19 protein-coding genes and 3 pseudogenes are annotated in these 25595 nt (G+C 72.6%); 16 read left to right on the forward strand and 6 right to left on the reverse strand.

Annotated elements, in window-relative coordinates:
• Positions 1-139: 139 nt before the first annotated feature.
• Entirely contained in the window at positions 140-1624 is a 1485-nt protein-coding gene (locus tag A8W25_RS27685) for an MFS transporter (protein ID WP_067166337.1), read from the reverse strand.
• Between the two features lie 114 nt (positions 1625-1738).
• On the opposite strand from A8W25_RS27685, the gene A8W25_RS27690 reads away from it, so the two are divergent.
• The gene (locus A8W25_RS27690; RefSeq protein ID WP_067166339.1) at positions 1739-2707 is read left to right on the forward strand and encodes an Lrp/AsnC family transcriptional regulator; all 969 of its coding nucleotides are present in this window, start codon (positions 1739-1741) and stop codon (positions 2705-2707) included.
• Here the strand turns inward: A8W25_RS27690 and A8W25_RS27695 are convergent.
• Entirely contained in the window at positions 2682-3551 is an 870-nt protein-coding gene (locus tag A8W25_RS27695; protein ID WP_067166341.1) for a LysR substrate-binding domain-containing protein, read from the reverse strand. The two genes, A8W25_RS27690 and A8W25_RS27695, sit on opposite strands and share 26 nt — an antisense overlap.
• A 146-nt stretch (positions 3552-3697) precedes the next feature.
• Between A8W25_RS27695 and A8W25_RS27700 the strand changes: the two genes are divergently transcribed.
• Entirely contained in the window at positions 3698-4732 is a 1035-nt protein-coding gene (locus A8W25_RS27700; protein ID WP_067166344.1) for a bile acid:sodium symporter family protein, read from the forward strand.
• Here A8W25_RS27700 and A8W25_RS27705 read toward each other — a convergent pair.
• Positions 4716-5648 carry a quinone oxidoreductase family protein gene (locus A8W25_RS27705; RefSeq protein ID WP_067166346.1) on the reverse strand — a complete coding sequence of 311 codons (933 nt, stop codon included), beginning with the start codon at positions 5646-5648 and terminating at the stop codon, positions 4716-4718. The genes A8W25_RS27700 and A8W25_RS27705 overlap by 17 nt on opposite strands.
• A gap of 107 nt (positions 5649-5755) precedes the next feature.
• Here A8W25_RS27705 and A8W25_RS27710 point away from each other — a divergent pair, with 107 nt between their 5' ends.
• Positions 5756-6211, forward strand: coding sequence for a MarR family winged helix-turn-helix transcriptional regulator (locus tag A8W25_RS27710; protein WP_067166349.1), 456 nt, complete (start codon positions 5756-5758; stop codon positions 6209-6211).
• 87 nt (positions 6212-6298) lie between these two features.
• Here A8W25_RS27710 and fdhD read toward each other — a convergent pair whose 3' ends face one another.
• From fdhD to A8W25_RS33685, 3 genes and pseudogenes are all read right to left on the reverse strand, one after another.
• A complete protein-coding gene (gene fdhD / locus A8W25_RS27715) occupies positions 6299-7147 on the reverse strand; it encodes a formate dehydrogenase accessory sulfurtransferase FdhD (protein WP_067166350.1) in 849 nt (282 codons plus the stop codon).
• A 32-nt stretch (positions 7148-7179) separates the two neighbouring features.
• Positions 7180-7389: pseudogene (locus A8W25_RS27720) on the reverse strand (Fe-S-binding domain-containing protein); the annotation flags it as partial.
• 16 nt (positions 7390-7405) lie between these two features.
• Positions 7406-7552 (reverse strand): annotated as a pseudogene (locus tag A8W25_RS33685) (oxidoreductase); the annotation flags it as partial.
• 233 nt (positions 7553-7785) lie between these two features.
• Here A8W25_RS33685 and A8W25_RS27725 point away from each other — a divergent pair.
• From A8W25_RS27725 to A8W25_RS27785, 13 genes and pseudogenes are all read left to right on the forward strand, one after another.
• Positions 7786-8724 carry a beta-ketoacyl-ACP synthase III gene (locus tag A8W25_RS27725; RefSeq protein ID WP_067167320.1) on the forward strand — a complete coding sequence of 313 codons (939 nt, stop codon included), beginning with the start codon at positions 7786-7788 and terminating at the stop codon, positions 8722-8724.
• Positions 8725-8868: 144 nt separating this feature from the next.
• Complete coding sequence (locus A8W25_RS27730) at positions 8869-9549, forward strand: GntR family transcriptional regulator (RefSeq protein ID WP_067166354.1); 681 nt, start codon at positions 8869-8871, stop codon at positions 9547-9549.
• 172 nt (positions 9550-9721) lie between these two features.
• Entirely contained in the window at positions 9722-10903 is a 1182-nt protein-coding gene (locus A8W25_RS27735) for an ROK family transcriptional regulator (RefSeq protein WP_067166357.1), read from the forward strand.
• 76 nt (positions 10904-10979) lie between these two features.
• The gene (locus A8W25_RS27740) at positions 10980-12542 is read left to right on the forward strand and encodes a sugar ABC transporter ATP-binding protein (protein ID WP_079126435.1); all 1563 of its coding nucleotides are present in this window, start codon (positions 10980-10982) and stop codon (positions 12540-12542) included.
• A complete protein-coding gene (locus tag A8W25_RS27745; protein ID WP_067166361.1) occupies positions 12539-13576 on the forward strand; it encodes an ABC transporter permease in 1038 nt (345 codons plus the stop codon). Before A8W25_RS27740 ends, A8W25_RS27745 begins: the two co-directional genes overlap by 4 nt.
• A gap of 65 nt (positions 13577-13641) precedes the next feature.
• Positions 13642-14688 carry a substrate-binding domain-containing protein gene (locus A8W25_RS27750; RefSeq protein WP_067166364.1) on the forward strand — a complete coding sequence of 349 codons (1047 nt, stop codon included), beginning with the start codon at positions 13642-13644 and terminating at the stop codon, positions 14686-14688.
• A 56-nt stretch (positions 14689-14744) separates the two neighbouring features.
• Positions 14745-15986, forward strand: a complete 1242-nt coding sequence (locus tag A8W25_RS27755; RefSeq protein ID WP_067166366.1) for a Gfo/Idh/MocA family protein — start codon at positions 14745-14747, stop codon at positions 15984-15986.
• A pseudogene (locus A8W25_RS27760) lies at positions 15986-17004 on the forward strand (sugar phosphate isomerase/epimerase family protein). Before A8W25_RS27755 ends, A8W25_RS27760 begins: the two are co-directional and overlap by 1 nt.
• 254 nt (positions 17005-17258) lie before the next feature.
• Positions 17259-20951: a ThuA domain-containing protein gene (locus A8W25_RS27765; RefSeq protein ID WP_067166369.1), complete on the forward strand. Its 3693-nt coding sequence runs from the start codon at positions 17259-17261 to the stop codon at positions 20949-20951.
• Between the two features lie 93 nt (positions 20952-21044).
• Positions 21045-22547, forward strand: coding sequence for an FAD-dependent monooxygenase (locus A8W25_RS27770; protein WP_067166372.1), 1503 nt, complete (start codon positions 21045-21047; stop codon positions 22545-22547).
• A gap of 145 nt (positions 22548-22692) precedes the next feature.
• Positions 22693-23571, forward strand: coding sequence for an alpha/beta hydrolase family protein (locus A8W25_RS27775; RefSeq protein ID WP_067166375.1), 879 nt, complete (start codon positions 22693-22695; stop codon positions 23569-23571).
• A 12-nt stretch (positions 23572-23583) separates the two neighbouring features.
• Positions 23584-24873, forward strand: coding sequence for an MFS transporter (locus A8W25_RS27780; RefSeq protein ID WP_067166378.1), 1290 nt, complete (start codon positions 23584-23586; stop codon positions 24871-24873).
• Positions 24870-25541, forward strand: coding sequence for a 4'-phosphopantetheinyl transferase family protein (locus tag A8W25_RS27785; protein ID WP_067166381.1), 672 nt, complete (start codon positions 24870-24872; stop codon positions 25539-25541). The genes A8W25_RS27780 and A8W25_RS27785 overlap by 4 nt, the downstream gene beginning before the upstream one ends.
• The last annotated feature ends 54 nt before the right edge of the window (positions 25542-25595 follow it).

Raw genomic sequence — 25595 nt, forward strand, 5'->3', positions numbered from 1 at the left:
ATCCGGTCAAGTGCGACAGTGACGCCCATCACCACAGGTCAGCACCGTGGATGCGGCCCTGTAGGGGCCGTACGGCCCGCATTCTGACCCTGGAGTCAGTAGCGGGCCGTTTTTTCTCCACGGAATCTGTACGACCTGGTCACGCCCGCTCTACCGGGATCGCGCCCTTGGTACGTACCTGGGTGGGTGCGGCCGTAGGCGTCCGCACCAGCGCGAACACGGCGAGACCGGCCACCACGGCGAGTGCCCCGGCGGCCACCGCGGCCCCGTTCAGACCCGAGGCGAAGGCGGTGTGCAGCGCCTCGTCGGGGACCCGGCCGCGCAGCGAACCGGCCGCGCCGCCCGCCAGCGCCCGGGCCTCGGGCGTGCTGTCCAGCGAGTCGGCCATCCGGGAGGTGGCGAGGGTGCCGAACACCGCGATGCTCACCGCGTAGCCGAGCTGGCGCACGGTGTTCATCGCGCCGGTCGCCATGCCGCTGCTGCGCTGGGGCACCGAGGCGAGCGCCGCCGACGCCAGCGCCGGGCTGACCAGGCCCACCCCGATGCCGGTCACCACCAGACCGGCCACCAGCGCCGTCCAGTCGGATCCCGCGTCGAGCAGCGCCTGGCCGAACAGACCGGCGGCGATGAGCAGCAGCCCGGCACAGATCAGCAGCCGCTGCGAGACGCCGTGCAGGAACCGGCCGCCGAGCGCCGAGGTCACGAACGAGGCCAGCGCCAGCGGCACCAGCGCCAGACCGCCGGTCACCGGGCTCATGTCCAGGAGCGTCTGGAGCCAGATCGAGGTGTACGGGAGCACCCCGAAGGCGGCCGAGTTCAGCGCGAGGGCCGCCACCAGGACGCCGACGAAGGCGGGTCGCCGCAGCAGCGACAGATCCATCAGCGGCCGCTCGGTGCGGCTCTCCACCACGGCGAAGGCGAGCAGCGCGGCCGCCGACACGGCGAAGGAGAGCAGGGTGCGCGAGTCGCCCCAGCCGTCGGAGCCCGCGTTGACCGCCCCGTAGGTGAGGGCCGCGGCGAAGAGCGCGAACAGGACCGTGCCCGCCCAGTCGGTACGGCCGGCCGCCGGGCTCTTGGACTCCGGGACCACCCGGACCGTCAGCCACACCGCGGCGGCGCTCACCGGCAGGTTGACGAAGAAGATCCACCGCCAGCCGAAGCCCTCGGTGAGCAGCCCGCCCAGGATCGGGCCGAGGGCCGCGGCGGCGCCGTTGACCGCGCCCCACACCCCGAGCGCCACCGAGCGGTCGCGGCCCTGGTAGGCGGCGCCGAGCAGCGGCAGCGTGGTCGCGAACATCGCGGCGGCGCCGACCCCCTGGAGCGCGCGCATCGCGATCAGCGTCCCCGCGTCGCCCGCCAGCCCGCAGGCGAGCGAGGCGCCCGCGAAGAGCACCGTGCCCGCCGCGTAGAACTTCCGGCGCCCGGCCGTGTCGGCGCCCGCGCCCGCGCCGAGCAGCAGCGCGGCCAGCGCCAGCGCGTACACGTCGATCACCCACTGCAGACTCGACAGCGAGGCGTCCAGTGAACTCGCCATGTCCGGGAGAGCGACCGTCACGATGGTCACGTCCAGGAGCAGCATGAACGTTCCCAGACACACGGCGACCAACGGTCCCCACTTGCGCATCTCATTCCTCCGACCTTGTTCGTTCGACGTCCCGTACGATCGGTCGCGGCCGGGCCAAAGCTCCACCCAGCCCGCTCAGCACGCAGGAATCCGACACCGAAGGGGTTCAGGGCGATGGATTCACCCGAGTTCGACGAGCTGGACCAGCGGCTGGTGAGCGCGTTCGCCCTGGACGGCCGGGCCCCGTTCAGCCGGATCGCCGCCGTGCTCGGTGTCTCCGACCAGACCGTCGCCCGCCGCTACCGCAGGCTGTACGCGGACGGCGAGCTGAGGGTCGTCGGGGTCCGCGACCCCGAACGGCTCGGCCGCACCCGCTGGATGCTGCGGCTGCGCTGCACCCCCGACGCGTCCGTCTCCATCGCCACGGCGCTGGCCCGGCGGCCCGACACCGCCTGGATCGGGCTGACCTCGGGCGGCACCGAGGTGGTGTGCACCACCGAGGCGCGCCGGCCCGAGGACCACGAGGCGCTGCTGCTCGGCAAGCTGCCGCGCACCCCGAGCATCGTCGAGATCGGCGCCCACCAGCTGCTCCACCGCTTCTACGGCGGCCCGCTCGGCTGGTTCGCCAAGGACTCGGTCCTCACCGCCGAGGAGCGGGCCGCGCTGCTGCCCGCGCCGGTGGAGCCCCCGGCCGGGCCGATCCGGCTCGACGCGGAGGACGAGGCTCTCATCGCCGCGCTCGCCCGCGACGCACGGGCGGGCTACCCCGAGCTCCAGAAGGCCACCGGGCGCTCGGAGTCCGCGGTCAAGCGGCGCCTGGACCAGCTGCTGCGCTGCGGCGCCCTGTTCATCGACGTCGAGTTCGACACGACCCGGTTCGGCTTCCGGACCAGGGCGCTGCTGTGGATCACGGTGGCTCCCTCGGCGCTGGCCACCGTGGGCGCGGCCCTCGCCGCGCACCCGGAGGTCGCCTTCGCCGGTGCCACCTCGGGCCCCGCCAACCTCGTCGCGGTGGTCATCTGCCGCGATCCGGCCGGGCTCTACACGTATCTCAGCGAGAAGCTCGGCACGCTGGAAGGGGTCCAGCACGTGGAGACCGCCCCTTTACTGCGCCAGGTCAAGCAGCTGACGTACGGGGGCTGAGACCGCTCGCCAGGATCGCCGCCGCGAGCGCGTCCGCCGCCTCCTGCGCCGAGGGGCGGCGCCCGCCGTGCAGCAGGACGAAGTCCACCGGCCCCAGCTCCGGCAGCCCCGACCTCGCCGGCAGCGGCGCCAGCCCCGGCGGGACCAGACCGCGGGTGTGGGCCATCACGCCGAGCCCCGCCCGGGCCGCCGCGACCAGTCCGCTCAGGCTGCCGCTGGTGCAGGCGATCCGCCACGCCCGGCCGTGCTCCTCCAGGACTTCCAGCGCCCGGGCCCGGGTGATGCCCGGCGGCGGGAAGAGGATCAGTGGCACCGGCCGGTCGGGGTCCAGGCGCAGCCCCGGCGCGCCGATCCAGCACAGGGCGTCCTGCCAGACCCGCTCGCCGTGGGTGTCGCCCGGGCGCCGCTTGGCCAGCACCAGGTCGAGGCGGCCCGCCTCGAGGCGGCGGTGCAGGGTGCCGGACAGCTCGACCGTCAGCTCCAGGTCGACCTCAGGGTGGTCGCGCCGGAAGGACTCCAGGACCTCGGGGAGCCGGGTGAGCACGAAGTCCTCGGAGGCGCCGAACCGCAGCCGCCCGCGCAGCCGGGTCCCGGTGAAGTAAGCGGCGGCCCGCTCGTGCGCGGCCAGGATCGTCCGGGCGAAGCCGAGCATCGCCTCGCCGTCCTCGGTGAGCCGGACGCTGTGCGTGTCCCGGCTGAACAGCGGCCGCCCGGTCGCCTCCTCAAGGCGCCGCACGTGCTGGCTGACCGTGGACTGCCGCAGCCCCAGCCGCCGCGCGGCCTGGGTGAAGCTCAGCGTCTGCGCGACGGCGAGGAAGGTCCGGAGCTGCTGCGGCTCGTACACGGCAGCAGGTTATCGCGGAACGTGATGACAGTCAGAGTGGTGTACGGGATTCCCGATCGGCCGCCGGAGGTGAATCATCGAGAGGGCACGACCCGCCCGTACGCAGAGCCGAAGCACGGCGCCGAGCACAGAGCGAAGTGGAGCAGATGAACCGCCGCACGCCCCAGCTGCCGTCCTGGCTGCCGATCGACCCGTTCATCATGACGCTGATCGCCACGGTGGCCCTGGCGGCGCTGCTCCCGGTCTCCGGCGGCGCCGCGCACGTGGCGAGCGGCGCGTCGACCGGGGCCGTCGCCCTGCTCTTCTTCCTGTACGGGGCCCGGCTCTCCACCCGGGAGGCCCTCGACGGGCTGCGCCACTGGCGGCTCCATGTGACGGTCCTCGCCTGTACGTTCGTGCTCTTCCCGCTGCTGGGGCTCGCCGCGCGGGGCCTGGTGCCGGTGGTGCTGACCCCGGACCTGTTCCACGGGCTGCTGTTCCTTTGCCTGGTCCCCTCCACCATCCAGTCCTCGATCGCCTTCACCTCGATCGCGCGCGGAAACGTGCCCGCGGCGATCTGCGCGGGCTCGTTCTCCAGCCTGGCCGGGATCTTCGTGACCCCGCTGCTCGCCGCGCTGCTGCTCGGCGGCAGCGCGGGAGGCGTCTCGGCGGACTCGGTGCTGAAGATCGCCCTCCAGCTCCTGGTGCCGTTCGCCTCGGGGCAGTTGCTGCGGCGCTGGGTGGGAGGCTTCCTCGCCCGGCACCGGAAGGTGCTGAGCCTGGTGGACCGGGGCTCGATCCTGCTGGTCGTCTACGCCGCGTTCAGCGAGGGCATGGTCCGGGGCATCTGGCACCAGGTGAGCCCGGGCCGCCTCGGCGCGCTGCTCGGGGTCGAGGCGGTCCTGCTCGCCGCGATGCTCGCGCTGAGCTGGTACGGGGCGAAGCGGCTCGGGTTCGGCCGGGGCGACCGGATCGCGATCCAGTTCGCCGGGTCCAAGAAGAGCCTGGCGGCCGGGCTGCCCATGGCCAGCGTCCTGTTCGGAGCCCAGGCGGCCCTGGCGGTGCTGCCGCTGATGCTCTTCCACCAGATGCAGCTGATGGTCTGCGCGGTCATCGCCCGGCGGCGGGCGCGCGACCCGCTGGAGGAGCCCGGCCCGCTCGCCCGGGGCGGGGCGGCGCCCGTCCTCACGCGCCGCCCGTGACGAGCACCACCTTGCCCAGGTTGCGCCGTGAGTCGATGAGTTCATGGGCGCGGGCCGCCTCCTCCAGCGGCAGCTCGGCGTGGACGGCCGCGCGCAGCTTCCCGCTCCGGTGCAGCTCCCACAGCTCGTCGCGCCAGGCCGCGTACAGCTCCGGCTTGCCGCGGGCGATCATCGCCATCTGGAAGGCGATCACGGACTTCCCGCCGACCAGCAGGTCGTAGACCTCGACCGTGCCGCCGCCCGAGCTGAACGCGACCAGTCGGCCGCCGGGCGCGAGCGCCTTCACCGCCGGGGTGAGCAGTTCGCCGCCGACGCCGTCGAGGATCACGTCGACCGGCTCGCCCCAGGAGGCGTCGCCGTAGAGCACGACCTCGTCGGCGCCCCTCTCCCGTACGAAATCGGCCTTGTCGGCCGAGCTCACGGCTGCCACGACCCGGCTCGCGCCGCCGCCCCGGGCCAGCTGGAGCGCGAGCTGGCCGACCGCGCTCGCCGCCGCCGTCACCATGACGGACTCGCCCGGCTGCGGCCGGGCCGACTCGTAGGCGCCCCGGGCCACCAGACCGCTGCGGACGAGCGCGACCGCCTCGACGGAGGTGGCGTGCCCGGGGATGCGGGAGGCCATGGTCTCGTGGAGGACGGCCAGTTCGGCGTATCCGTGCGAGAAGCAGAGCCCCGTCACCCGGTCGCCCTCGGCGAAGGAGGTGACGCCCGCGCCGAGGGCGACCACCGTGCCGGCGACCTCGCCGCCGAGCGGGAACGGCTCCCTGCCCTCGCGCACCTTGCGGACGACGGGCAGGGTGACGCCGATGGCGTCGGTGCGGACCAGCAGTTCGCCGGGGCCGGGCGCGGGGGCCTCGACGTCCTCGGTGAACAGGACCTCGGGGCCGCCGTTGACCTCGAAGCGAACACGGCGCATGGACTCTCCCGGGGTGGATGAAGGGGGATGGGGGAATTCGTTGGATGTCCCAACGATAGACAAGAAGTCGTTGGGAAGTCCAATGGTTTCTGGATAGGATCGGTGCCGTGACCCGACGAGCCGACTCCCTCCCCGCACTCCAGCGCATCCAGGCCCTGCCCAGCTGGGTCCTCGGCCGGGCGGCCACCCGGGGCCGGAGCCTGGTGGCGGCGGCCATCGCGCACGAGGGCGCGAAGATGTGGCACCACGCCGTGCTGGCGGCCGTCTCCGAATACGGGCCGCTCGCCCAGGCCGAGCTCGGGCGCCGGATCTCGCTCGACCCCAAGGACCTGGTCGGCGTCCTCAACGACCTCCAGGCCGACGGGTATGTCGTCCGAGAGCCGGACCCGCGCGACCGCCGCAAGAACGCCGTCACGGTCACGTCGCGGGGCGAGGCGATGCTGGCGCGCTGCGCGACGGCGGCCGAGCGGGCCAACGACGAGCTCCTGGCACCGCTGAGCGCGGCCGAGCGCGGGCAACTGATGGCGCTGCTCCGGCGGATCGGGGTGGAGGAGCCGGAGTAGGCGGCGCGAGGGCCGCAGGGAAACGGCGGGGCCCGGCCGGCGCTCCCCGCTGGCCGGGCCCGGTACCCGTGCGGCGGAACGGGCCCGTCAGCCCTGGGCGGCCGGAGCCTCCAGGGCGATGCGGTGCTCGCCCGCGTACACGTTCATGTTGGCTCCCCGCAGGAAGCCGACCAGGGTCAGACCCGTCTCGGCGGCCAGGTCCACGGCCAGCGACGAGGGCGCGGAGACGGCGGCGAGCAGCGGGATCCCGGCCATCACGGCCTTCTGGGCCAGCTCGAACGAGGCCCGCCCCGAGACCAGCAGCACCGCCTGCGACAGCGGTAGCCGCCCGTCCTGCAGGGCCCGCCCCACCAGCTTGTCCACCGCGTTGTGCCGGCCCACGTCCTCCCGTACGTCGAGCAGCTCGCCCTCCGCCGTGAAGAGCGCGGCCGCGTGCAGGCCCCCGGTCCGGTCGAAGACCCGCTGGGCCGCGCGCAGCCGGTCGGGGAGGCTCGCGAGCAGTTCGGGCGTGACGCGGACCGGGGGAGCGTCGGCGATCGGGAAGCGCGCCTGCGTACGGACGGCGTCCAGGCTGGCCTTGCCGCACAGCCCGCAGGACGACGTGGTGTACACGTTGCGCTCCAGCGTGATGTCGGGGACCTCGACACCGGGGGAGAGCTTCACGTCCACCACGTTGTACGTGTTGACCCCGTCGGCGGTCGCCCCGGCGCAGTAGACGATCGACTGCACCTCGTCGGCCGCCGCGATGACGCCCTCGCTGACCAGGAACCCGGCCGCCAGCGCGAAGTCGTCCCCCGGGGTGCGCATGGTGATGGCGAGCGGCCGGCCGTTCAGCCGGATCTCCAGTGGCTCCTCGGCCACCAGCGTGTCCGGCCGGGCGGAGACGGCCCCGTCCCGGATGCGGATGACGCGGCGGCGCTCGGTGACCCGTCCCATGACGCAATTCCTTCGTTTCCGACCGGCATTCGTTACTGACCGGCACTTTGTATGTGCTGGAAGCCGAAGCGGCCCTTGATGCAGAGGTTGCCGTGGGTCACCGGGTTGTCGTGCGGTGAGGTGACCTTGACGATCTCATTGTCCTGCACATGGAGGGTGAGGTTGCAGCCGACGCCGCGGTACGCGCACACCGTCGTCGTCGCCGTCCGCGCCGCCTCGTCCCAGGTGCCCGCCGCGCGCATGGGCCTCGACCAGGCTGCGGGTCCCCTCCAAGTGCCGTACGACACCGGGGGATTCGATCCCGGTGGCCGCGTACACCGCACAGCCGATCGCCCGCTCGGGCGGCAGGGTGGCGCTCACGGCCCCGCCCGGGGCGACGCTCTCGATCCGCCGCCCCGCGTACGGGTGCACCGGAGGCGCACGGCGGAGGGGCCTGGTCGACAGAATATTGTCGACAGTATGCCTTTGAGCGGTCAAGGGAGCGGGCGTGCTGCGGGGGCAGGACGCACGGCGGCTGACACAAGGCTCCAAAGGCGCGCCGGGAAGCCTGTTGGATCTCTTGCCTCTGTACCGGTCGGTAGCCACGAAGACTGGATGGCTCCTGATGTCCTACGAGGGGAAACCGCGGCATGACCGGCATGCGAGGCTCACGCGTCGTCGCGCTCGGGCACTACCAGCCCGCCAAGGTGCTCACCAACGACGAGCTCGCCGCCATGGTCGAGACCAGCGACGAGTGGATCAGCAGCCGGGTCGGCATCCGCACCCGCCATGTCGCCGGGCCCGACGAGCCGGTCGACGAACTGGCCGCGCACGCCGGCGCCAAGGCGCTGGCCGCCGCCGGGCTGACCCCCGCCGACATCGATCTGGTCCTGGTCGCCACCTCCACCGCGATCGACCGCTCCCCGAACACCGCGGCCCGGGTCGCCGCCCGCCTCGGCATGGGCTCGCCCGCGGTCATGGACCTCAACGTCGTCTGCGCGGGCTTCACCCACGCCCTGGCCACCGCCGACCACGCCGTCCGGGCCGGCTCGTCCACCCGGGCCCTGGTCATCGGCGCGGACAAGATGACCGGCATCACCGACTGGACCGACCGCACCACCTGCGTCCTGGTCGGCGACGGCGCGGGCGCCGCCGTGGTGGAGGCCGCGGAGGAGGAGCTGATCGGCCCGGTGCTCTGGGGCTCGGTCCCCGAGATGGGCCACGCCGTACGGATCGAGGGCACCCCGCCGGTCTTCGCCCAGGAGGGCCAGGCCGTCTACCGCTGGGCCACCACCCAACTGCCGCCGATCGCGCGCCGGGTGTGCGAGCGGGCCGGGGTCACCCCCGAGGAACTAGCCGCCGTCGTACTGCACCAGGCCAATCTCCGCATCATCGAGCCGGTGGCCCGCAAGATCGGCGCGGTGAACGCGGTGATCGCCCGCGATGTGGTGGAGTCCGGCAACACCTCGGCCGCGAGCATCCCGATGGCCCTGTCCAAGCTGGTGGAACGCGGCGAGATCGGCACCGGCGACCCGGTCCTGCTCTTCGGCTTCGGCGGCAACCTGTCCTACGCGGGCCAGGTCATCCGCTGCCCGTAGCCGGTCGGGCGCGGGGCGCGGAACCGGCCGCGGGGGACCGGGCGCGCTGGACTTCGCGATCGGTAGACTGTAGACGATAGCCAATCGAGCGTGACGATCGCGTCGCCGGTGGAGCGAGCCGGGGGCCGACCTTGAGGGGGCCCGATGTCGTCCGCAGGACTGCCGCAGGGAACCGTGCCCAAGCTGGAGCGGCCGGGACCGCTGCGCGAGCGGGTGTACGAGGCGCTGCTCGAACTCATCACCACACGCGTGCTGCGCCCCGGCCAGCACCTGGTCGAGAGTGAACTGGCGGGGCACCTCGGGGTGTCGCGGCAGCCGGTCCGCGAGGCGCTCCAGCGTCTGAACACCGAGGGCTGGGTCGATCTGCGCCCCGCGCAGGGTGCGTTCGTCCACGAGCCCACCGAGGACGAGGCCGACCACCTCCTCTCCGTCCGCACCCTCCTGGAGGCCGAGGCCGCCCGGCTGGCCGCCGCCCACTCCGGCTCGGCCGGGATCGCCGCCCTGGAGGCACTGTGCGCCGAGGGCGAGCGGGCGGTCGCCGACGACGACGTGGACCTGGCGGTGGCGACCAGCGCGGAGTTCCACGCCAAGGTGATGGAGCTCGCCGGGAACCCGGTGCTCGCGGAGCTCGCGGCGCAGGTGGACCGCCGGGTGCGCTGGTACTGCACACCGGTGGCCCGCCGTCGCGGCAGGCAGTCCTGGGTGGAGCACCGCGAGCTCACCGCGGCGATCTCCGCACGCGACGAGCAGACCGCCACCTCGGTCATGCGGACCCACACCGAGCACACCCGCACCACGTACCACGAGCGGGTGCGGCAGGCGTAGCCGCCCAAGTCCGGTCGCGCACCCGGGACTTGTCGTCGGTCCAGGCTTTGTCCTCGGTGTGGGGAAAGTCGTCATCGATTCCTGCGTAACTTCTTCCCACCCCGGAGCGGCGCTGCTACGTTCCCCTGCGAAGCCACACGGCCGCGACGGCAGGGAGGGGCGCGTGAGACGTATGACGGCACGACCCGCCAACGCCCATCAGGCGCGGCTGCTGCGGCTGCTGCGCGACGGAGGGCCCAACTCCCGGGCCCAGCTGGGCGATCAGGTCGACCTCTCCCGGTCGAAGCTGGCCGTCGAGGTGGAACGGCTCCTGGAGACCGGTCTCGTGGTGGCCGACGGCCTCGCCGCCTCGCGTGGCGGGCGCCGCTCCCACAACATCCGCCTCGCACCGAGCCTGCGCTTCCTCGGCGTGGACATCGGCGCCACCTCGGTGGACGTCGCCGTCACCAACGCGGAGCTGGAGGTCCTGGGCCACCTCAACCAGCCCATGGACGTACGCGAGGGACCGGTCGCCGTCTTCGAGCAAGTCCTCGCGATGGCCGCCAAGTTGCGGTCGACCGGGCTCGCCGAGGGGTTCGACGGGGCCGGGATCGGCGTCCCCGGGCCGGTCCGCTTCCCCGAGGGCGTCCCGGTGGCCCCGCCGATCATGCCGGGCTGGGACGGCTTCCCGGTCCGCGAGGCGCTCAGCCAGGAACTCGGCTGCCCGGTCATGGTCGACAACGACGTGAACCTGATGGCGATGGGGGAGCAGCACGCGGGCGTGGCGCGCTCGGTGGGCGACTTCCTCTGCGTCAAGATCGGCACGGGCATCGGCTGCGGCATCGTCGTCGGCGGAGAGGTCTACCGGGGCACCACCGGCAGCGCCGGCGACATCGGCCACATCCAGGTGGAACCGGACGGCCGCGCCTGCGCCTGCGGCAACAAGGGCTGTCTGGAAGCCCACTTCAGCGGTGCCGCCCTGGCCCGTGACGCCGAGGCCGCCGCACACTCCGGACGCTCCGCCGAGCTCGCCGCCCGGCTCGCGGCGGCCGGTCGCCTGACCGCCGCGGACGTGGCGGTGGCCGCGTCCGCCGGGGACGCCGTCTCCCTGGAGCTGATCCGCGCCGGCGGCGACCGCGTCGGCCAGGTCATCGCCGGTCTGGTCTCCTTCTTCAACCCCGGCCTCGTGGTGATCGGCGGCGGGGTGACCGGCCTCGGCCACACCCTCCTGGCCAGCGTCCGCACCCAGGTCTACCGCCAGTCCCTGCCGCTCGCGACCGGCAACCTCCCCATCGTCCTGGGCGAGTTGGGGCCGGTCGCCGGGGTCACCGGCGCGGCCCGGCTCATCAGCGACCACCTGTTCTCACCGGCCTGATCCCCACGCTCGCCCCCGCGCCGGTCCTCGTACGTCGTACTGCCCTGCCCTGCCCTGATTTCCGAGGGGAACCGCCATGGCACCAGCGCACGACTCACCACCCGTCCCGCCCCCGCCCCTGCTCACCATGTCCGGCATCACCAAGTCCTTCCCCGGAGTGCGCGCCCTGGACGGCGTCGACCTGGAGGTGCTGCCGGGCGAGACCCACTGTCTGCTCGGCCAGAACGGCGCCGGGAAGTCCACCCTCATCAAGGTCCTCGCCGGGGTCCACCAGCCCGACGGCGGCCGGATCGTCTGGCAGGGCGAGCCGGTCTCGCTCAGGTCCCCGATCGCCGCGATGCGGCGCGGGATCGCCACCATCTACCAGGAACTCGACCTGGTGGAGGGCCTGTCGGTGGCCGAGAACGTCTTCCTCGGCCACGAGCCGACCACCGCGGGGTTCGTCGTGCGCGGCAGAGCCGCCCGCACCGCGACCGCCGCCCTGCTGCGACGGCTCGGCCACCCGGAGATCCCGCCGGACCGGCTGGTCGGCGCGCTCTCCGCCGCCCAGCGGCAGATCGTCTCCATGGCCCGCGCCCTCTCCCACGACGTCCGGCTGATCGTGATGGACGAGCCGTCCGCCGCGCTCGACCCCGACGAGGTCGACAATCTGTTCCGTATCGTCGCCGGCCTCACCTCCGCCGGGGTCGCCGTCGTCTACATCTCGCACCGGCTGGAGGAGATCCGCCGGATCGGCGACCGGGTCACGGTCCTCAAGGACGGGCGTGCGGTCGCCGTCGGCCTCCCGGCCAAGGAGACCCCGACGCGTGACATCGTTGCCATGATGACCGGCCGTACGGTCGAGTACGTCTTCCCGCCCCGGCCCGCGCGTCCGCGCGCCGACAGTGCCTCCGGCCCCGGTGCCGCACCCGTCCTGAGGGTCGAAGGGCTCGCCGGACAGGGCGAGTTCGCGGCCTTCGACCTGGAGGTGCGGGCCGGCGAGATCGTCGGGCTCGCCGGTCTGGTCGGCTCCGGACGCTCCGAGGTCCTGGAGACGGTGTACGGAGCACGGCGTCCCAGCGCCGGACGGGTGTTCGTGGACGGGCGGCCCCTGCGGCCCGGCAGCGTACGCGCCGCGGTCCGGGCCGGGATCGGGCTCGCCCCCGAGGAGCGCAAGGCGCAGGGACTGCTGATGCTGGAGTCCGTCACGCGCAATGTCTCCCTCTCCTCCCTCTCCCGCTTCTCGCGCGCGGGCTGGCTGGACCGGCGGGCCGAACGCGCCGCCGCCCGCGAGGCCACCCGCGCACTGTCGCTGCGCCCCGACGCCCCGGACGCCCGCGTCCGTACCCTCTCCGGCGGCAACCAGCAGAAGGCGGTGCTGGCCCGCTGGCTGCTGCGCGGCTGCCGGGTGCTGCTGCTCGACGAGCCGACCCGGGGTGTGGACGTCGGCGCCCGTGCCGAGCTCTACGCCGTCATCCGCCGGCTCGCCGACGAAGGGCTCGCCGTGCTGCTCGTCTCCAGCGAGGTCCCGGAGGTCCTGGGCCTCGCCGACCGGGTGCTCGTGCTGCGCGAGGGGCGCGTGGTGCACCGGGCCCCGGCGGCGGAGCTGGACGAGCACCGCGTACTCGACCTCGTGATGGAAGGGAGCCCGACCCCGTGACCCAGCAGCCCGTCTCGCCGGCGCAGCAGCAGGCCCCGGTCCCGGCCGCCGTATCCGACAAGTCCGGGGAGAGGAGCGGAGGTTGGCGGGGCCTCGGCCTCCGGGCGGACGTGCGCAACCTCTCCCTGCTCGGGGTGCTCGCCGTGCTCGTCGCGGTCGGCGGCATCACCGAACCCGACACCTTCCTCTCCACCAGCAACCTCCAGCTCGTCCTCACCCAGGCCTCGGTCATCGGTGTCGTCACCGTCGGTATGACCTTCGTGATCACCAGCGGCGGCATCGACCTGTCGGTCGGCGCGATCGTCGCGCTCTCCTCGGTCTGGGCCACCACGCTCGCCACTCAGGAGTACGGCTTCGCGGGCATCCTCTTCACCGCCGTGGTGGTCGGCCTCGGCTGTGGGCTGGTGAACGGGCTGCTGATCGCGTACGGCGGTCTGGTGCCGTTCATCGCGACGCTCGCCATGCTCGCCTCCGCGCGCGGCCTCGCGCTCCAGATCACCGACGGCAAGACGCAGATCGTCACCGTGAAGTCGGTCCTGGACCTGGGCGTCCCCGACTCCTATGTCCTCGGTATCCCGCCCCTGGTCCTGGTCTTCGCGGGGGTGACGGTCCTCGGCTGGCTGCTCCTGAACCGTACGACCTTCGGACGGCGCACGGTCGCGGTCGGCGGGAACGCGGAGGCGGCCAGGCTCGCGGGCATCGACGTCCGCCGCCAGCGGCTCTACCTCTATCTGCTCTCCGGTCTCTGCTGCGGCATCGCTGCCTTCCTCCTCATCGTCCTGGCCGGGTCCGGTCAGAACACCAACGGCAACCTCTACGAACTCGACGCCATCGCCGCCGCGATCATCGGCGGCACCCTGCTCAGCGGAGGACGTGGCACCATCGTCGGCTCGGTGCTCGGCGTCCTCGTCTTCACCACCATCACCAACATCTTCGCCCTCAACAACCTCCAGAGCGACGTACAGCAGATCGCCAAGGGCGCCATCATCGTGGCCGCCGTCCTCGTCCAGCGCCGCACCGCCGGAGAAGGCTGACCGCCCCGCTCGCCCCACCCGTACTGCCTATCCAACGCACGGCCGATCGAAGGGGTTCCCTCGCCATGCCACGAACCAGTCGCAGAGGTCTGCTGCTCGGCTCCGCCGCCGTGTCGGCGGGCGCGCTGCTCACCGCCTGCACCAGCAACGAACCGAAAGAGGCGAAGGAGGCGGATCCGGCAGCCCAGCGGCAGCCCGCCGCCGACGACAAGCCCGGCAAGCCGGTGACCATAGGGTTCGCGGGCCCCCAGGCCGATCACGGCTGGCTGAACGCGATCAACCAGAACGCCAAGTCCCGTGCGCGCAAGTACTCCGAGGTGACCCTGGAGATCACCGAGGGCTCCAATGACACCGCCGCGCAGATCGGCCAGGTCCAGACGCTGATCAACAAGAAGGTCGACGTCCTGGTGATCCTGCCGGCCGACGGCAAGGCGCTCACCCAGGTCGGCCTGCAGGCCATGAAGGCGGGCATCCCCGTCATCAACCTGGACCGGATCTTCGCCTCGCCGCAGGCCTACCGCTGCTGGATCGGCGGCGACAACTACGGGATGGGGCTCAACGCCGGGAACTACATCGGCCGTCAGCTCAAGGGCAAGTCCAACGCCAAGGTCGTCGAGCTCGCCGGGCTCGACAGCCTGGAGCTGACCAGACAGCGCAGCCAGGGCTTCGACGACGCCCTCAAGAACTACCCCAACATCAAGAAGGTGGCCCGCCAGGCCGCCGAGTTCACCGTGGAGTCCGGTCAGGCCAAGATGGCCCAACTGCTCCAGGCCCAGGGCGACTTCGACGCGCTGTGGAACCACGACGACGACCAGGGCGTGGGAGCGCTGCGCGCCATCCAGCAGGCCGGGCGCAAGGACTTCCTGATGGTCGGCGGGGCCGGTGCCCGATCGGCCATGGACGCCATCAAGGCCGACAGCGGGGTCCTGAAGGCGACCGTCCTGTATCCGCCGACCATGGCGGCCTCCGCGATCGACCTGGCCCGTGCGCTGGGGCAGGCCAAGGGCGTCGGCGGCCTCTCCGAACTGGAGATCCCCGCCTCGATCACCCTCTACTCGGCCGTCGTGACCAAGGAGAACGTCGACCAGTACCTGTCCACGGGGTTCAGCTGAGCGGCCCCGGCCCCGCCGCTTTCACCCCAGTCGCCGCACCAGGAGGAGGAACCCGCATGGCACGGACGGAGAGCGAGCCCGCGCTGGAGGAGCTCGGCATCGGCATGGTCGGATACGCCTTCATGGGCGCCGCCCACTCCCAGGGCTGGCGCACCGCGGGGCGCGTCTTCCCCCTGCCGCTGCGGCCGGTGCTCGCCGCCCTCTGCGGCCGGGACGCCCCGGCGGTACGGGCGGCGGCCGCCCGGCACGGCTGGGCGGCCGCCGAGACGGACTGGCGGGACCTGGTGGCCCGCGACGACGTCCAGCTCGTCGATGTGTGCACCCCCGGCGACAGCCATGCGGAGATCGCGATCGCGGCCCTGGAGGCGGGCAAGCACGTCCTGTGCGAGAAGCCCCTCGCCAACACGGTGGCCGAGGCCGAGGCGATGGCGGCGGCCGCCCAGAAGGCGCGCGAGCGCGGTCAGTTGGCGATGGTCGGCTTCAACTACCGCCGGGTCCCGGCCGTCGCCCACGCCCGCCGCATGATCGTGGAGGGGCGGCTCGGCGTACTGCGCCATCTGCGGGTCACCTATCTCCAGGACTGGCTGGTCGACCCCGAGTTCCCGCTCACCTGGCGCCTCAGGCGCGAGCACGCGGGCTCCGGGGCGCTCGGCGACCTGGGGGCGCACATCGTCGACCTCGCCCAGTATCTGGCGGGCGAGCCGCTGGTCGGCGTGTCGGCCTTCACCGAGACCTTCGTACGGGAACGTCCGCTGCTCGCGGGGGTGTCCGGCGCCCTGTCCGGGGCGGCGGGCGCCGGGCGCGGGCCGGTGACGGTGGACGACGCGGCGCTGTTCACCGGCCGGCTCGCCTCCGGGGCGCTGGCGTCCTTCGAGGCGACCCGGATGGCGTCCGGGCGCAAGAACGCGCTGCGGATCGAGCTCAACGGCGAGCGCGGCTCGCTGGCGTTCGACCTGGAGCGGCTGAACGAGCTGTCCTTCCACGACCACACCGAACCGGCCGCCTCGGCGGGCTTCCGCCGGATCCTGGTCACCGAGCCCGACCACCCCTATCTGGAGGCCTGGTGGCCGCCCGGTCACGCCCTCGGCTATGAGCACACCTTCGTCCACCAGGCCCGCGACCTGGTGGCGGCCATCGCCGCCGGGACCGATCCGGAGCCCTCCTTCGCGGACGGGCTCCAGGTGCAGCGAGTACTGGCCGCGGTGGAGGAGAGCGCCGCCGAGAACGCCGTCTACACGCCCGTACCGGCCCCGCACCCCCCGTCGGCGGCCACTCCACCGGACCGGGAGGTTCCCTGATGCCCCGACCGTTCACCCTCTTCACCGGCCAGTGGGCCGACCTCCCGCTGGAGGAGGTGTGCCGACACGCCCGAGACTTCGGCTACGACGGCCTGGAACTGGCCTGCTGGGGCGACCACTTCGAGGTCGACAGGGCGCTGGCCGAGCCGGGGTATCTGGACTCCCGGCACGCGCTCCTCGACAAGTACGGCCTGCGGTGCTGGGCGGTGTCCAACCACCTGGTGGGCCAGGCCGTCTGCGACGACCCGATCGACGAGCGGCACCGCGGCATCCTGCCCGCCCGGATCTGGGGCGACGGGGAGCCGGAGGGCGTACGGCGGCGGGCCGCCCGGGAGATGGCGGACACCGCACGGGCGGCGGCCGCCTTCGGGGTGCGCACCGTCGTCGGGTTCACCGGCTCGTCCATCTGGCATCTGGTGGCGATGTTCCCGCCGGCGTGTTCCCGCCGGTCCCGCCGCACATGGTCGAACGGGGCTACCAGGACTTCGCCGAGCGGTGGAACCCGGTGCTCGACGTCTTCGACGTGGAGGGCGTGCGCTTCGCCCACGAGGTCCACCCGAGCGAGATCGCCTACGACTACTGGACCACCCACCGCGCCCTGGAGGCGGTCGGGCACCGGACGGCCTTCGGGCTGAACTTCGACCCGAGCCACTTCGTCTGGCAGGACCTCGACCCGGTGGGGTTCCTGTGGGACTTCCGCGACCGGATCTACCACGTGGACTGCAAGGAGGCCCGCAAACGGCTCGACGGCCGCAACGGGCGGCTCGGCTCGCACCTGCCGTGGGGCGATCCCCGGCGCGGCTGGGACTTCGTCTCGGCGGGGCACGGCGACGTGCCGTGGGAGGACGTCTTCCGGATGCTGCGGTCCATCGGCTACGACGGGCCGGTCTCCGTCGAGTGGGAGGACGCCGGGATGGACCGGCTCCACGGCGCCCCGGAGGCGCTCTCCACGCTGAAGCGGTACGACTTCGAGCCGCCCTCGGCGTCGTTCGACGCGGCCTTCGGAGCCGCTGAATAGGGCGTCCACGCAGGTCCGAAGCCCGGCGGCGGGAGGCCGCCGGGCCGGTCCCTGGCGCCCTCGCACCGCTTTGTCCCGCAGCAGGAAGAAGTTCAACCCAACCTCCGCACAAGGGCTTTCCGGTCCGGACGAACGCCGCTAGCGTCCTTGAGGTGTTCAGGACATAGGTGGGTCCCCATGGAGTGACGGCGCACCCCGGGACCCTGGCAACCCGCCCCGTACGACCGGCCACCGGCCACTACCGGAGGACACACGTGCACAGAAAACGGTCCAGAGCCAGGAACGCCCTCGCACTCCTCACCGGCGGCCTCCTCGCCGCGGCGTCCCTCACGCTCACCGCACCCCGTCAGGCGGCCGCCGACCCGGCCCCGAATCCCGCCGCCGAACAGTTCCAGCAGGTCACCCTCGCCAAGGGCGCCGCCGAGACCGGCGAGCCGATGTCGCTCGCGGTGCTCCCCGACCGCAGCGTCCTGCACACCTCGCGCAACGGCGAGCTGCGCCTGACCGACGCGGCCGGCAACACCCGCCTGGCCGGGACCCTGCCGGTCTACTCGCACGACGAGGAGGGCCTCCAGGGCATCGGCATCGACCCCAGGTTCAGCACCAACCGGTTCGTCTACCTCTACTACGCGCCCCCGCTCAGCACGCCGTCCGGCGACGCGCCCGACACCGGAACCCCCGCCGACTTCGCCAGGTTCGACGGGGTGAACCGGCTCTCCCGGTTCGTCCTGAAGGCGGACGGCACGCTCGACAACGCCAGTGAGAAGAAGATCCTCGACATCCCCGCCTCGCGCGGCCTGTGCTGCCATGTCGGCGGCGACATCGACTTCGACGCGCAGGGCAATCTGTACCTGTCGACCGGCGACGACACCAACCCGTTCGCCTCCGACGGATACACGCCCATCGACCAGCGCCCCGGCCGCAACCCGGCCTACGACGCCCGCCGTTCGGCCGGGAACACCAACGACCTGCGCGGCAAGCTGCTGCGCATCAAGGTGAACGACGACGCGAGCTATACGATCCCGGCCGGGAACCTCTTCGCCCCCGGCACCGCGAAGACCCGCCCCGAGATCTACGCCATGGGCTTCCGCAATCCCTTCCGCTTCAGTGTCGACAAGGCGACCGGCATCGCCTACGTCGGTGACTACGGCCCGGACGCGGGCGCCGCCGACCCCAGACGCGGACCCGGCGGGCAGGTCGAGTTCGCCCGGGTGGACAAGCCCGGCAACTACGGCTGGCCCTTCTGCGCCGGCAAGAACGACCCCTACGTCGACTACGACTTCGCCACCCGCACCTCCGGCGCCGCCTTCACCTGCGCCGCGCCGAAGAACACCTCGCCGTACAACACCGGCCTGGTCGACCTGCCGCCCGCGCAGCCCGCGTGGATCCCCTACGACGGAGGGTCCGTGCCCGAGTTCGGCAGCGGATCCGAGTCGCCCATGGGCGGGCCCGTCTACCACTACGACGCCTCCCTCGCCTCGCCCGTCAAGTTCCCCCAGGCCTACGACGGGGAGTTCTTCGCGGGCGAGTTCGGCCGGCGCTGGATCAAGCACATCCGGCAGGACGCCAACGGATCCGTACAGTCCATCAACCCCGTCCCCTGGACGGGGACCCAGGTGATGGACATGGCCTTCGGCCCGGACGGCGCGCTCTACGTCCTCGACTACGGCACCGCCTGGTTCGGCGGCGACGAGAACTCCGCGCTCTACCGGATCGAGAACGCCACCGCGGGCCACTCCCCGGTCGCGGAGGCGAAGGCGGACCGGACCTCCGGCCAGACGCCCCTGCGCGTCGCCTTCTCCTCGGCGGGCACCACCGACGCCGACGGCGACGCGCTCACCTACGCCTGGGACTTCGGCGACGGCACCGCACCCTCGACGGCCGCCAACCCGGTGCACACCTACCGGAAGAACGGCACCTACACCGCGACCGTCACCGCCAAGGACCCGGGCGGCCGCACCGGCTCGGCCAGTGTCCATGTCACCGTCGGCAACACCGCGCCCAAGGTGGTCCTGCAACTCCCGGGCGACGGGCAGTTGTTCAGCTTCGGTGACGACATTCCCTTCAAGGTGAGCGTCACCGACCCCGAGGACGGCACCGTCGACTGCGCCAAGGTCCAGGTCCGCTTCGTCCTCGGCCACGACAGCCACGGCCACCCCGTCACCACGGTCAACGGGTGCTCGGGCACCATCAAGACCGCCATCGACGGCGGCCACGACCCCAACGCCAACATCTTCGGGGTGATCGACGCCTCGTACACGGACAACGGGGGCGGCGGCCAGCCCGCGCTCAGCGGTCACGCGCAGTCCCAGCTCCAGCCGCGCCACCGCCAGGCCGAGCACTTCACCGCCTCGTCCGGCATCCGTACGTACGACAAGGCGGCGGCCCACGGCGGCAGGACCGTCGGGGACATCGACAACGGCGACTGGATCTCCTTCAAGCCGTACATCCTCAGTGGCACCACCAAGCTCGCCGCCCGGATCTCCTCCGGCGGCGCGGGCGGCTTCCTGGAGGTGCGCGCCGGGTCCGCGACCGGGACGCTCCTTGGCTCGACACCGGTGCCGGTGACGGGTGGCTGGGAGACCTTCCAGGACGTCGACGTGCCGCTGCACGGGGTGCCGTCGAAGGCCACCGAGCTGTTCCTGGTCTTCAAGGGCGGCGCCGGAGCGCTCTTCGACGTCGACGACTTCGAGCTCTCCAGCAGCCCGCCCGACCGCACGGCCAAGCGGGTCCTGGTTTTCTCCCGGACCGCGGGCTTCCGTCACGACTCCATCCCGGCGGGCATCGCCGCCCTCAAGGAGCTCGGCTCGGCCAACGGCATCACCGTGGACGCGACGGAGGAGCCCGCCCAGTTCACCACGAGCAACCTGGCCCGCTACGACGCCGTCGTGTTCCTGTCCACGACCGGCGACGTCCTCAACGGCGACCAGCAGAGCGCCTTCGAGCACTACATCGCCACCGGCGGCGGCTACATGGGGGTGCACGCGGCGGCCGACACCGAGTACGACTGGGCCTTCTACGGCGGGCTCGTGGGTGCCTACTTCTCCTCGCACCCGCAGATCCAGCCCGCCACCGTACGCGTCGAGGATCACGCCCACCCGGCCACCTCGCACCTCGGCGACGCCTGGCAGCGCAGCGACGAGTGGTACAACTACCGGACCAACCCCCGGAGTCGGGCCAGGATCCTCGCCACGTTGGACGAGACGACCTACCAGGGCGGCACCATGCGGGGGGACCACCCCATCGCCTGGTGCCAGAGCTACCAGGGCGGGCGCTCCTTCTACACCGGCGGCGGCCACACCAAGGAGTCCTACGCCGACCCCGCCTTCCGCCGGCACCTGCTCGGCGGGCTGGGGTACGCCACCGGCCAGGTCAAGGCCGACTGCACCCCGGGCACCGGCTACCGCCCGCTGTTCAACGGCCACACCCTGGAGGGCTGGAAGCAGGCCGGACCCGGCACCTTCGACGTCGTCGACGGCGAACTGCGCTCCCAGGGAGGCATGGGGCTGCTCTGGTACCAGGCGAAGCAGCTCGGTTCGTACTCCCTGAAGCTGGACTGGAAGCTCACCGGCGACGACAACTCCGGTGTCTTCGTGGGCTTCCCGGAGTCCGACGACCCCTGGTCGGCGGTGGACAAGGGCTACGAGGTGCAGATCGACGCCACTGACGCCCCCGACCGCACCACGGGCGCGATCTACTCGTTCAAGTCGGCCGACCTGCCGGCCCGCGACCGCGCCCTGCGCCCGCCCGGGCAGTGGAACAGCTACGAGATCCGCGTGCAGGGTGAACGGATGCAGGTGTTCCTCAACGGAGTGAAGATCAACGACTTCACCAACACCGATCCCGCGCGCAGCCTGAAGGACGGGTACATCGGCCTCCAGAACCACAGCTCCGCCGACCATGTGTCGTTCCGGAACATCCAGGTCAAGGAGTTGCCCCCGGCCTAGGCCGGGCACACCCAACCCCCCACCCCCGCGCACGACCGCACGACTCCACAGCACGACAGGGCACCACAGGGCACGTCCAGGAAAGGGAACACTATGGAGGGGACAGCCGTGGACACCGATGTCATCATCGTCGGCGCGGGTCCGACCGGTCTCATGCTCGCCGCCGAGCTGCGCCTCGGCGGGGCGCGGGTCGTCGTCGTCGAACGGCTGGCGGAGCCCACCGGGCAGTCCCGCGGCCTGGGCTTCACGGCCCGCGCCATGGAGATCTTCGACCAGCGCGGGCTGCTGCCCCGGTTCGGCCAGGGCGAGACGCTGGAGATCAGCCCGATGGGCCACTTCGGCGGGGTGCAGTTCGACTACACCGTCCTGGAGGGCGGGCACTTCGGGGCGCGCGGCATCCCGCAGTACAAGACCGAGGCGGTCCTGGAGGAGTGGGCGGCCGAGCTGGGCGTCGACATCCGGCGCGGCTGGGAGTTCCTGGAACTGACCGACGGCTTCCTGGACGGCGAGGACGTCGAGATCACCGTCCAGACGCCGAACGCGGTACGCAAGCTGCGCGCCTCCTACCTGGTGGGCGCCGACGGCGGCCGCAGCGTGGTGCGCGAGGCCGCCGGGTTCGAGTTCCCGGGCACCTCCGCGACCCGGGCGATGTTCCTCGCCGACGTCACCGGCTGCGAGCTGCGCCCGCGCTTCCTGGGGGAGCGGCTCAACAACGGCATGGTGATGGCGGCCCCGCTCGCCCCGGGCGTGGACCGGATCATCGTCTGCCCCGACAACGCGCCCGCCCGCGCCAGCGGCGAGTCGGTCTCCTTCGAGGAGGTCGCCGCCGCCTGGCAGTCGATCACCGGTGAGGACATCTCGCACGGCGGCGCCGAGTGGGTCAGCTTCTTCAGCGACGCCACCCGCCAGGCCTCCGAGTACCGGCGCGGCCGGGTCCTGCTGGTCGGCGACGCCGCCCACATCCACCTCCCGGCCGGCGGCCAGGGGCTGAGCACCGGCGTCCAGGACGCGGCCAACCTCGGCTGGAAGCTGGCGGCGGAGATCGCCGGGACCGCGCCCGAGGGGCTGCTCGACACGTACCACGGCGAGCGGCACCCCGTGGGGGCGCGGCTGCTGATGAACACCCGCGCCCAGGGCATGGTCTTCCTCGGCGGCCCCGAGGCCGATCCACTGCGGCAGCTGTTCGGGGAGCTCATCCAGTACGACGACGTGAAGCGGCACCTCGCCGGCGTCGTCAGTGGTCTGGACATCCGGTACGAGCTGGGTGACGGGCACCCGTTGGCGGGGCGCCGGATCGCTCCGCGCACCCTGGTCGGTGCGGCGGGGGAGACCGGCACCACGGAGTTGCTGCACTCGGCTCGGGGGGTGCTGCTCGACCTCGCGGACGACTCCGCTGTACGGGACGCCGCCGCCGGGTGGTCGGGACGGGTCGATGTCGTGACGGCGTCGGCCAAGCCGGTGGACGGCGGCGCCGACCCGCTCGCCGGCGCGGGCGCGGTGCTCGTACGGCCCGATGGATACGTCGCCTGGGCCGGGAACACCGCCGAGGGTCTCTCGGACTCCCTGAGCCGGTGGTTCGGTCCCGCCAAGTCGTGACGCGGACGAGCTCGGTCCGTCAGGCGGATCTGCGTCTGCGGACCGGCTCTGGCAGGTCGCGCAGTTCCCCGCGCCCCTATCGGGGCGAGGGTGGGCGGTCGATCAACAGTCGTCCGCTCAACAGTCAACCCAGACAGGGGCACTGATGGAAAGCACGCTCGCACCGGCGGCCGTCTCCCAGGGCGTTCGCAGGATCACCCTGGACGCGGGCGGTGTCACCCTGTCCGCGCTGCTGTGCGAGCCGGAAGGCACCCCCCGCGCGACCGTCGTCGCCGTCCACGGCGGCGGGATGAGCGCCGGGTACTTCGACGGCCAGGCCCACCCCGAGCTGTCCCTGCTCACCCTGGGCGCCCGTCTGGGGTACACGGTCCTGGCCGTCGACCGGCCCGGCTACGGGCACTCCGCCGCGCAGCTCCCCGACGGCCTCACCGTCGCCGAGCAGACCGATGTGCTGCGCGCCGGCATCGACGACTTCACCGCCAAGTACCCGACCGGCGTGGGCATCCTGCTCGTCGCCCACTCCTTCGGCGGCAAGCTGGCGCTCTCCGCCGCGGCCCACTGCACCGGCGAGGGACTCCTCGGCCTGGACATCTCCGGCTGCGGTCACCGCTACGCCGTCACCCCGGGCGTCCTGCGCAAGGGCCTCAAGCACATCGCCCGGCACTGGGGCCCGCTGCGGCTCTACCCGCCGAACACCTTCCGCAGCAGCGGCTCCCTGGTGGCGCCGATGCCGGAGCGCGAGGCGAGTGAACTCAAGCGCTGGCCCGAGCTGTTCGCGACCCTCGCGCCGCGCGTCCGCATCCCCGTCCGGCTCACCTTCGCCGAGCACGAGGGGTGGTGGCTCCACGGCGACAAGGACCTCGCCGACCTCGCCGCCCAGCTCACCTCCGCACCCCGCATCGTCGTCGACCGCCAGCCGGACGCCGGCCACAACATCAGCCTCGGCTGGGCGGCCCGCTCCTACCACCTGCGCACGCTCGCGTTCCTGGAGGACTGCATCACCAGGGCGGGACGCGATGCCTGACCATCCGAGCCTATGACCAGCACTTTCGCCCATCCCTTCCGCTCCCTGGCCGTACGGAACTTCCGGCTGTTCGCGGCCGGGCAGGTCGTCTCCGTCGCGGGCACCTGGATGATGGTCGTGGCCCAGGACTGGATCGTCCTGGGTCTGGCCGACAACTCCGGCACCGCCCTCGGCGTCGTCACCGCGCTCCAGTTCACGCCGCTGCTGCTGCTCACCCTGTACGGCGGGCGCCTCGCCGACCGCTACGACAAGCGGCTGCTGCTCACCTGCGCCAATCTGGCGTCCGGTGTGCTGGCCCTGGTCCTGGCGATGCTGGCGTTCGCGGACGCCGTGCAGCTGTGGCACATCTGGCTGTGCGCGCTCGGCCTCGGCGTCGTCAACGCCGTCGAGGTGCCGACCCGGATGTCGTTCGTCAGCGAGCTGGTGGGGCCCGAACTGCTGCCCAACGCCTCGGCGTTGAGCGCCGCGTACTTCAACACCGCCCGGGTGGTCGGACCGGCCCTCGCGGGGCTGCTCATCACCGGCTTCGGCACCGGCTGGGTGATGCTGTTCAACTCCGTCAGCTATCTGGCGACCGTGGTCGGGCTGCGGATGATGCGGCCCGGCGAACTGCTCCTCGGCACCCGGCAGGACACCCGGCCCCGGGTGGTCGACGGGCTCAGATACGTCGCCTCCCACCCGGACCTGAAGCTGCCGCTCGCCCTCGTCGGGGTGATCTCGCTCTTCGGGCTCAACTTCCAGCTCACCCTGCCGCTGTACGCCAAGACCGTCTTCCACGCCGACGCGGCCTCCTTCGGGCTGCTCACCACCGGGTTCGCCGCGGGCTCGCTGATCGCCGCGTTCGCCACCACCGCGCGCCGCAGCCGCCCCTCCAGCCGGCTCGTGGTGGGCGCGGCGCTGGTCTTCGCGGTCCTGGAGACGGTGGCGGGCTGGGCGCCGAACTTCGCCGCGGCGATCGTGCTGCTCTCGCTCACCGGCGGCGCCACCATCTTCTTCGTCCAGGCCGTCAACCACCGCGTCCAACTGGGCAGCGACCCGCAGTACCGGGGCCGGGTGATGGCGCTGTACACCCTGATCCTCCAGGGCTCGACCCCGCTGGGCTCGCTGCTCATCGGCTGGCTCGCCGAACACCTGGGCGCCCGCTCGGGCTTCTACGTCGGCGGTCTGGTCTCGCTGGCGGCGGCGCTCACCGCGCTTGCGTACGACCGGCGCGGCCGGCGCACGGAGCCCGCCCGGGCCCCGAAGGCCGTCGAGGGCGAGCCGGAGCAGGACGGCCCGGTCCACGAGGCGGTGGGCCGGTGAACGCGACCCGTACGCCGCTGCGGGCGGCCCCCGCGGCCGGACGGCTGCACCTGCTGGTGTTCCGGCCGCCCGCCGAGGAGGTGGCGCAGGTGTGCCCGCTGATGCGGGCCCTGGACGCGATGGAGGCGGCGCGCGCCGAGTCCTACGTCTCCGCGCGCGACCGGATCCAGTACGTGGCCGCGCACGCCACCCTGCGGGGCCTGCTCGCCGCGTACACCGGTCTCGACCCCGGCCGGATCGTCCTCGGCCGGAGCGAGGAGCCGTACGGGAAGCCGCAGTTGGTCGATCCGCCCGTGCCGCTCCACTTCAACCTCTCGCACAGCCACGGTCTGATCGCCATCGGGGTCGCGGCGGACCCGGTGGGCGTGGACGTCCAGCGCGTCCCCTCGCCCGAGGCCGTCGAGATGGTGCTGCCCCGGCTGCACCCGCAGGAGCGCGAGGAGCTGCGCGCGCTGCCCGCCGACGAGCGGACGGTGGCCTTCGCCCGGCTGTGGACCCGCAAGGAGGCCTATCTCAAGGGTCTGGGCACCGGACTCACCCGCTCACCCGCGGCGGACTACCTGGGCGACCGCGACGCCCGGGGCCGCCCGCAAGGCTGGACGGTGCGCAATGTGCCCGTACAGCCCGGCTACGCCGCCGCGGCCGCACTGCGCAACCACCCGACGTGACCGTGAAGGCAGTCGACTCCGCACCAAGGATCCGCAACCTACAGGGGGAACAGA

Source organism: Streptomyces sp. ERV7 (genome assembly GCF_001653515.1).
Classification (GTDB): Bacteria; Actinomycetota; Actinomycetes; order Streptomycetales; family Streptomycetaceae; genus Streptomyces.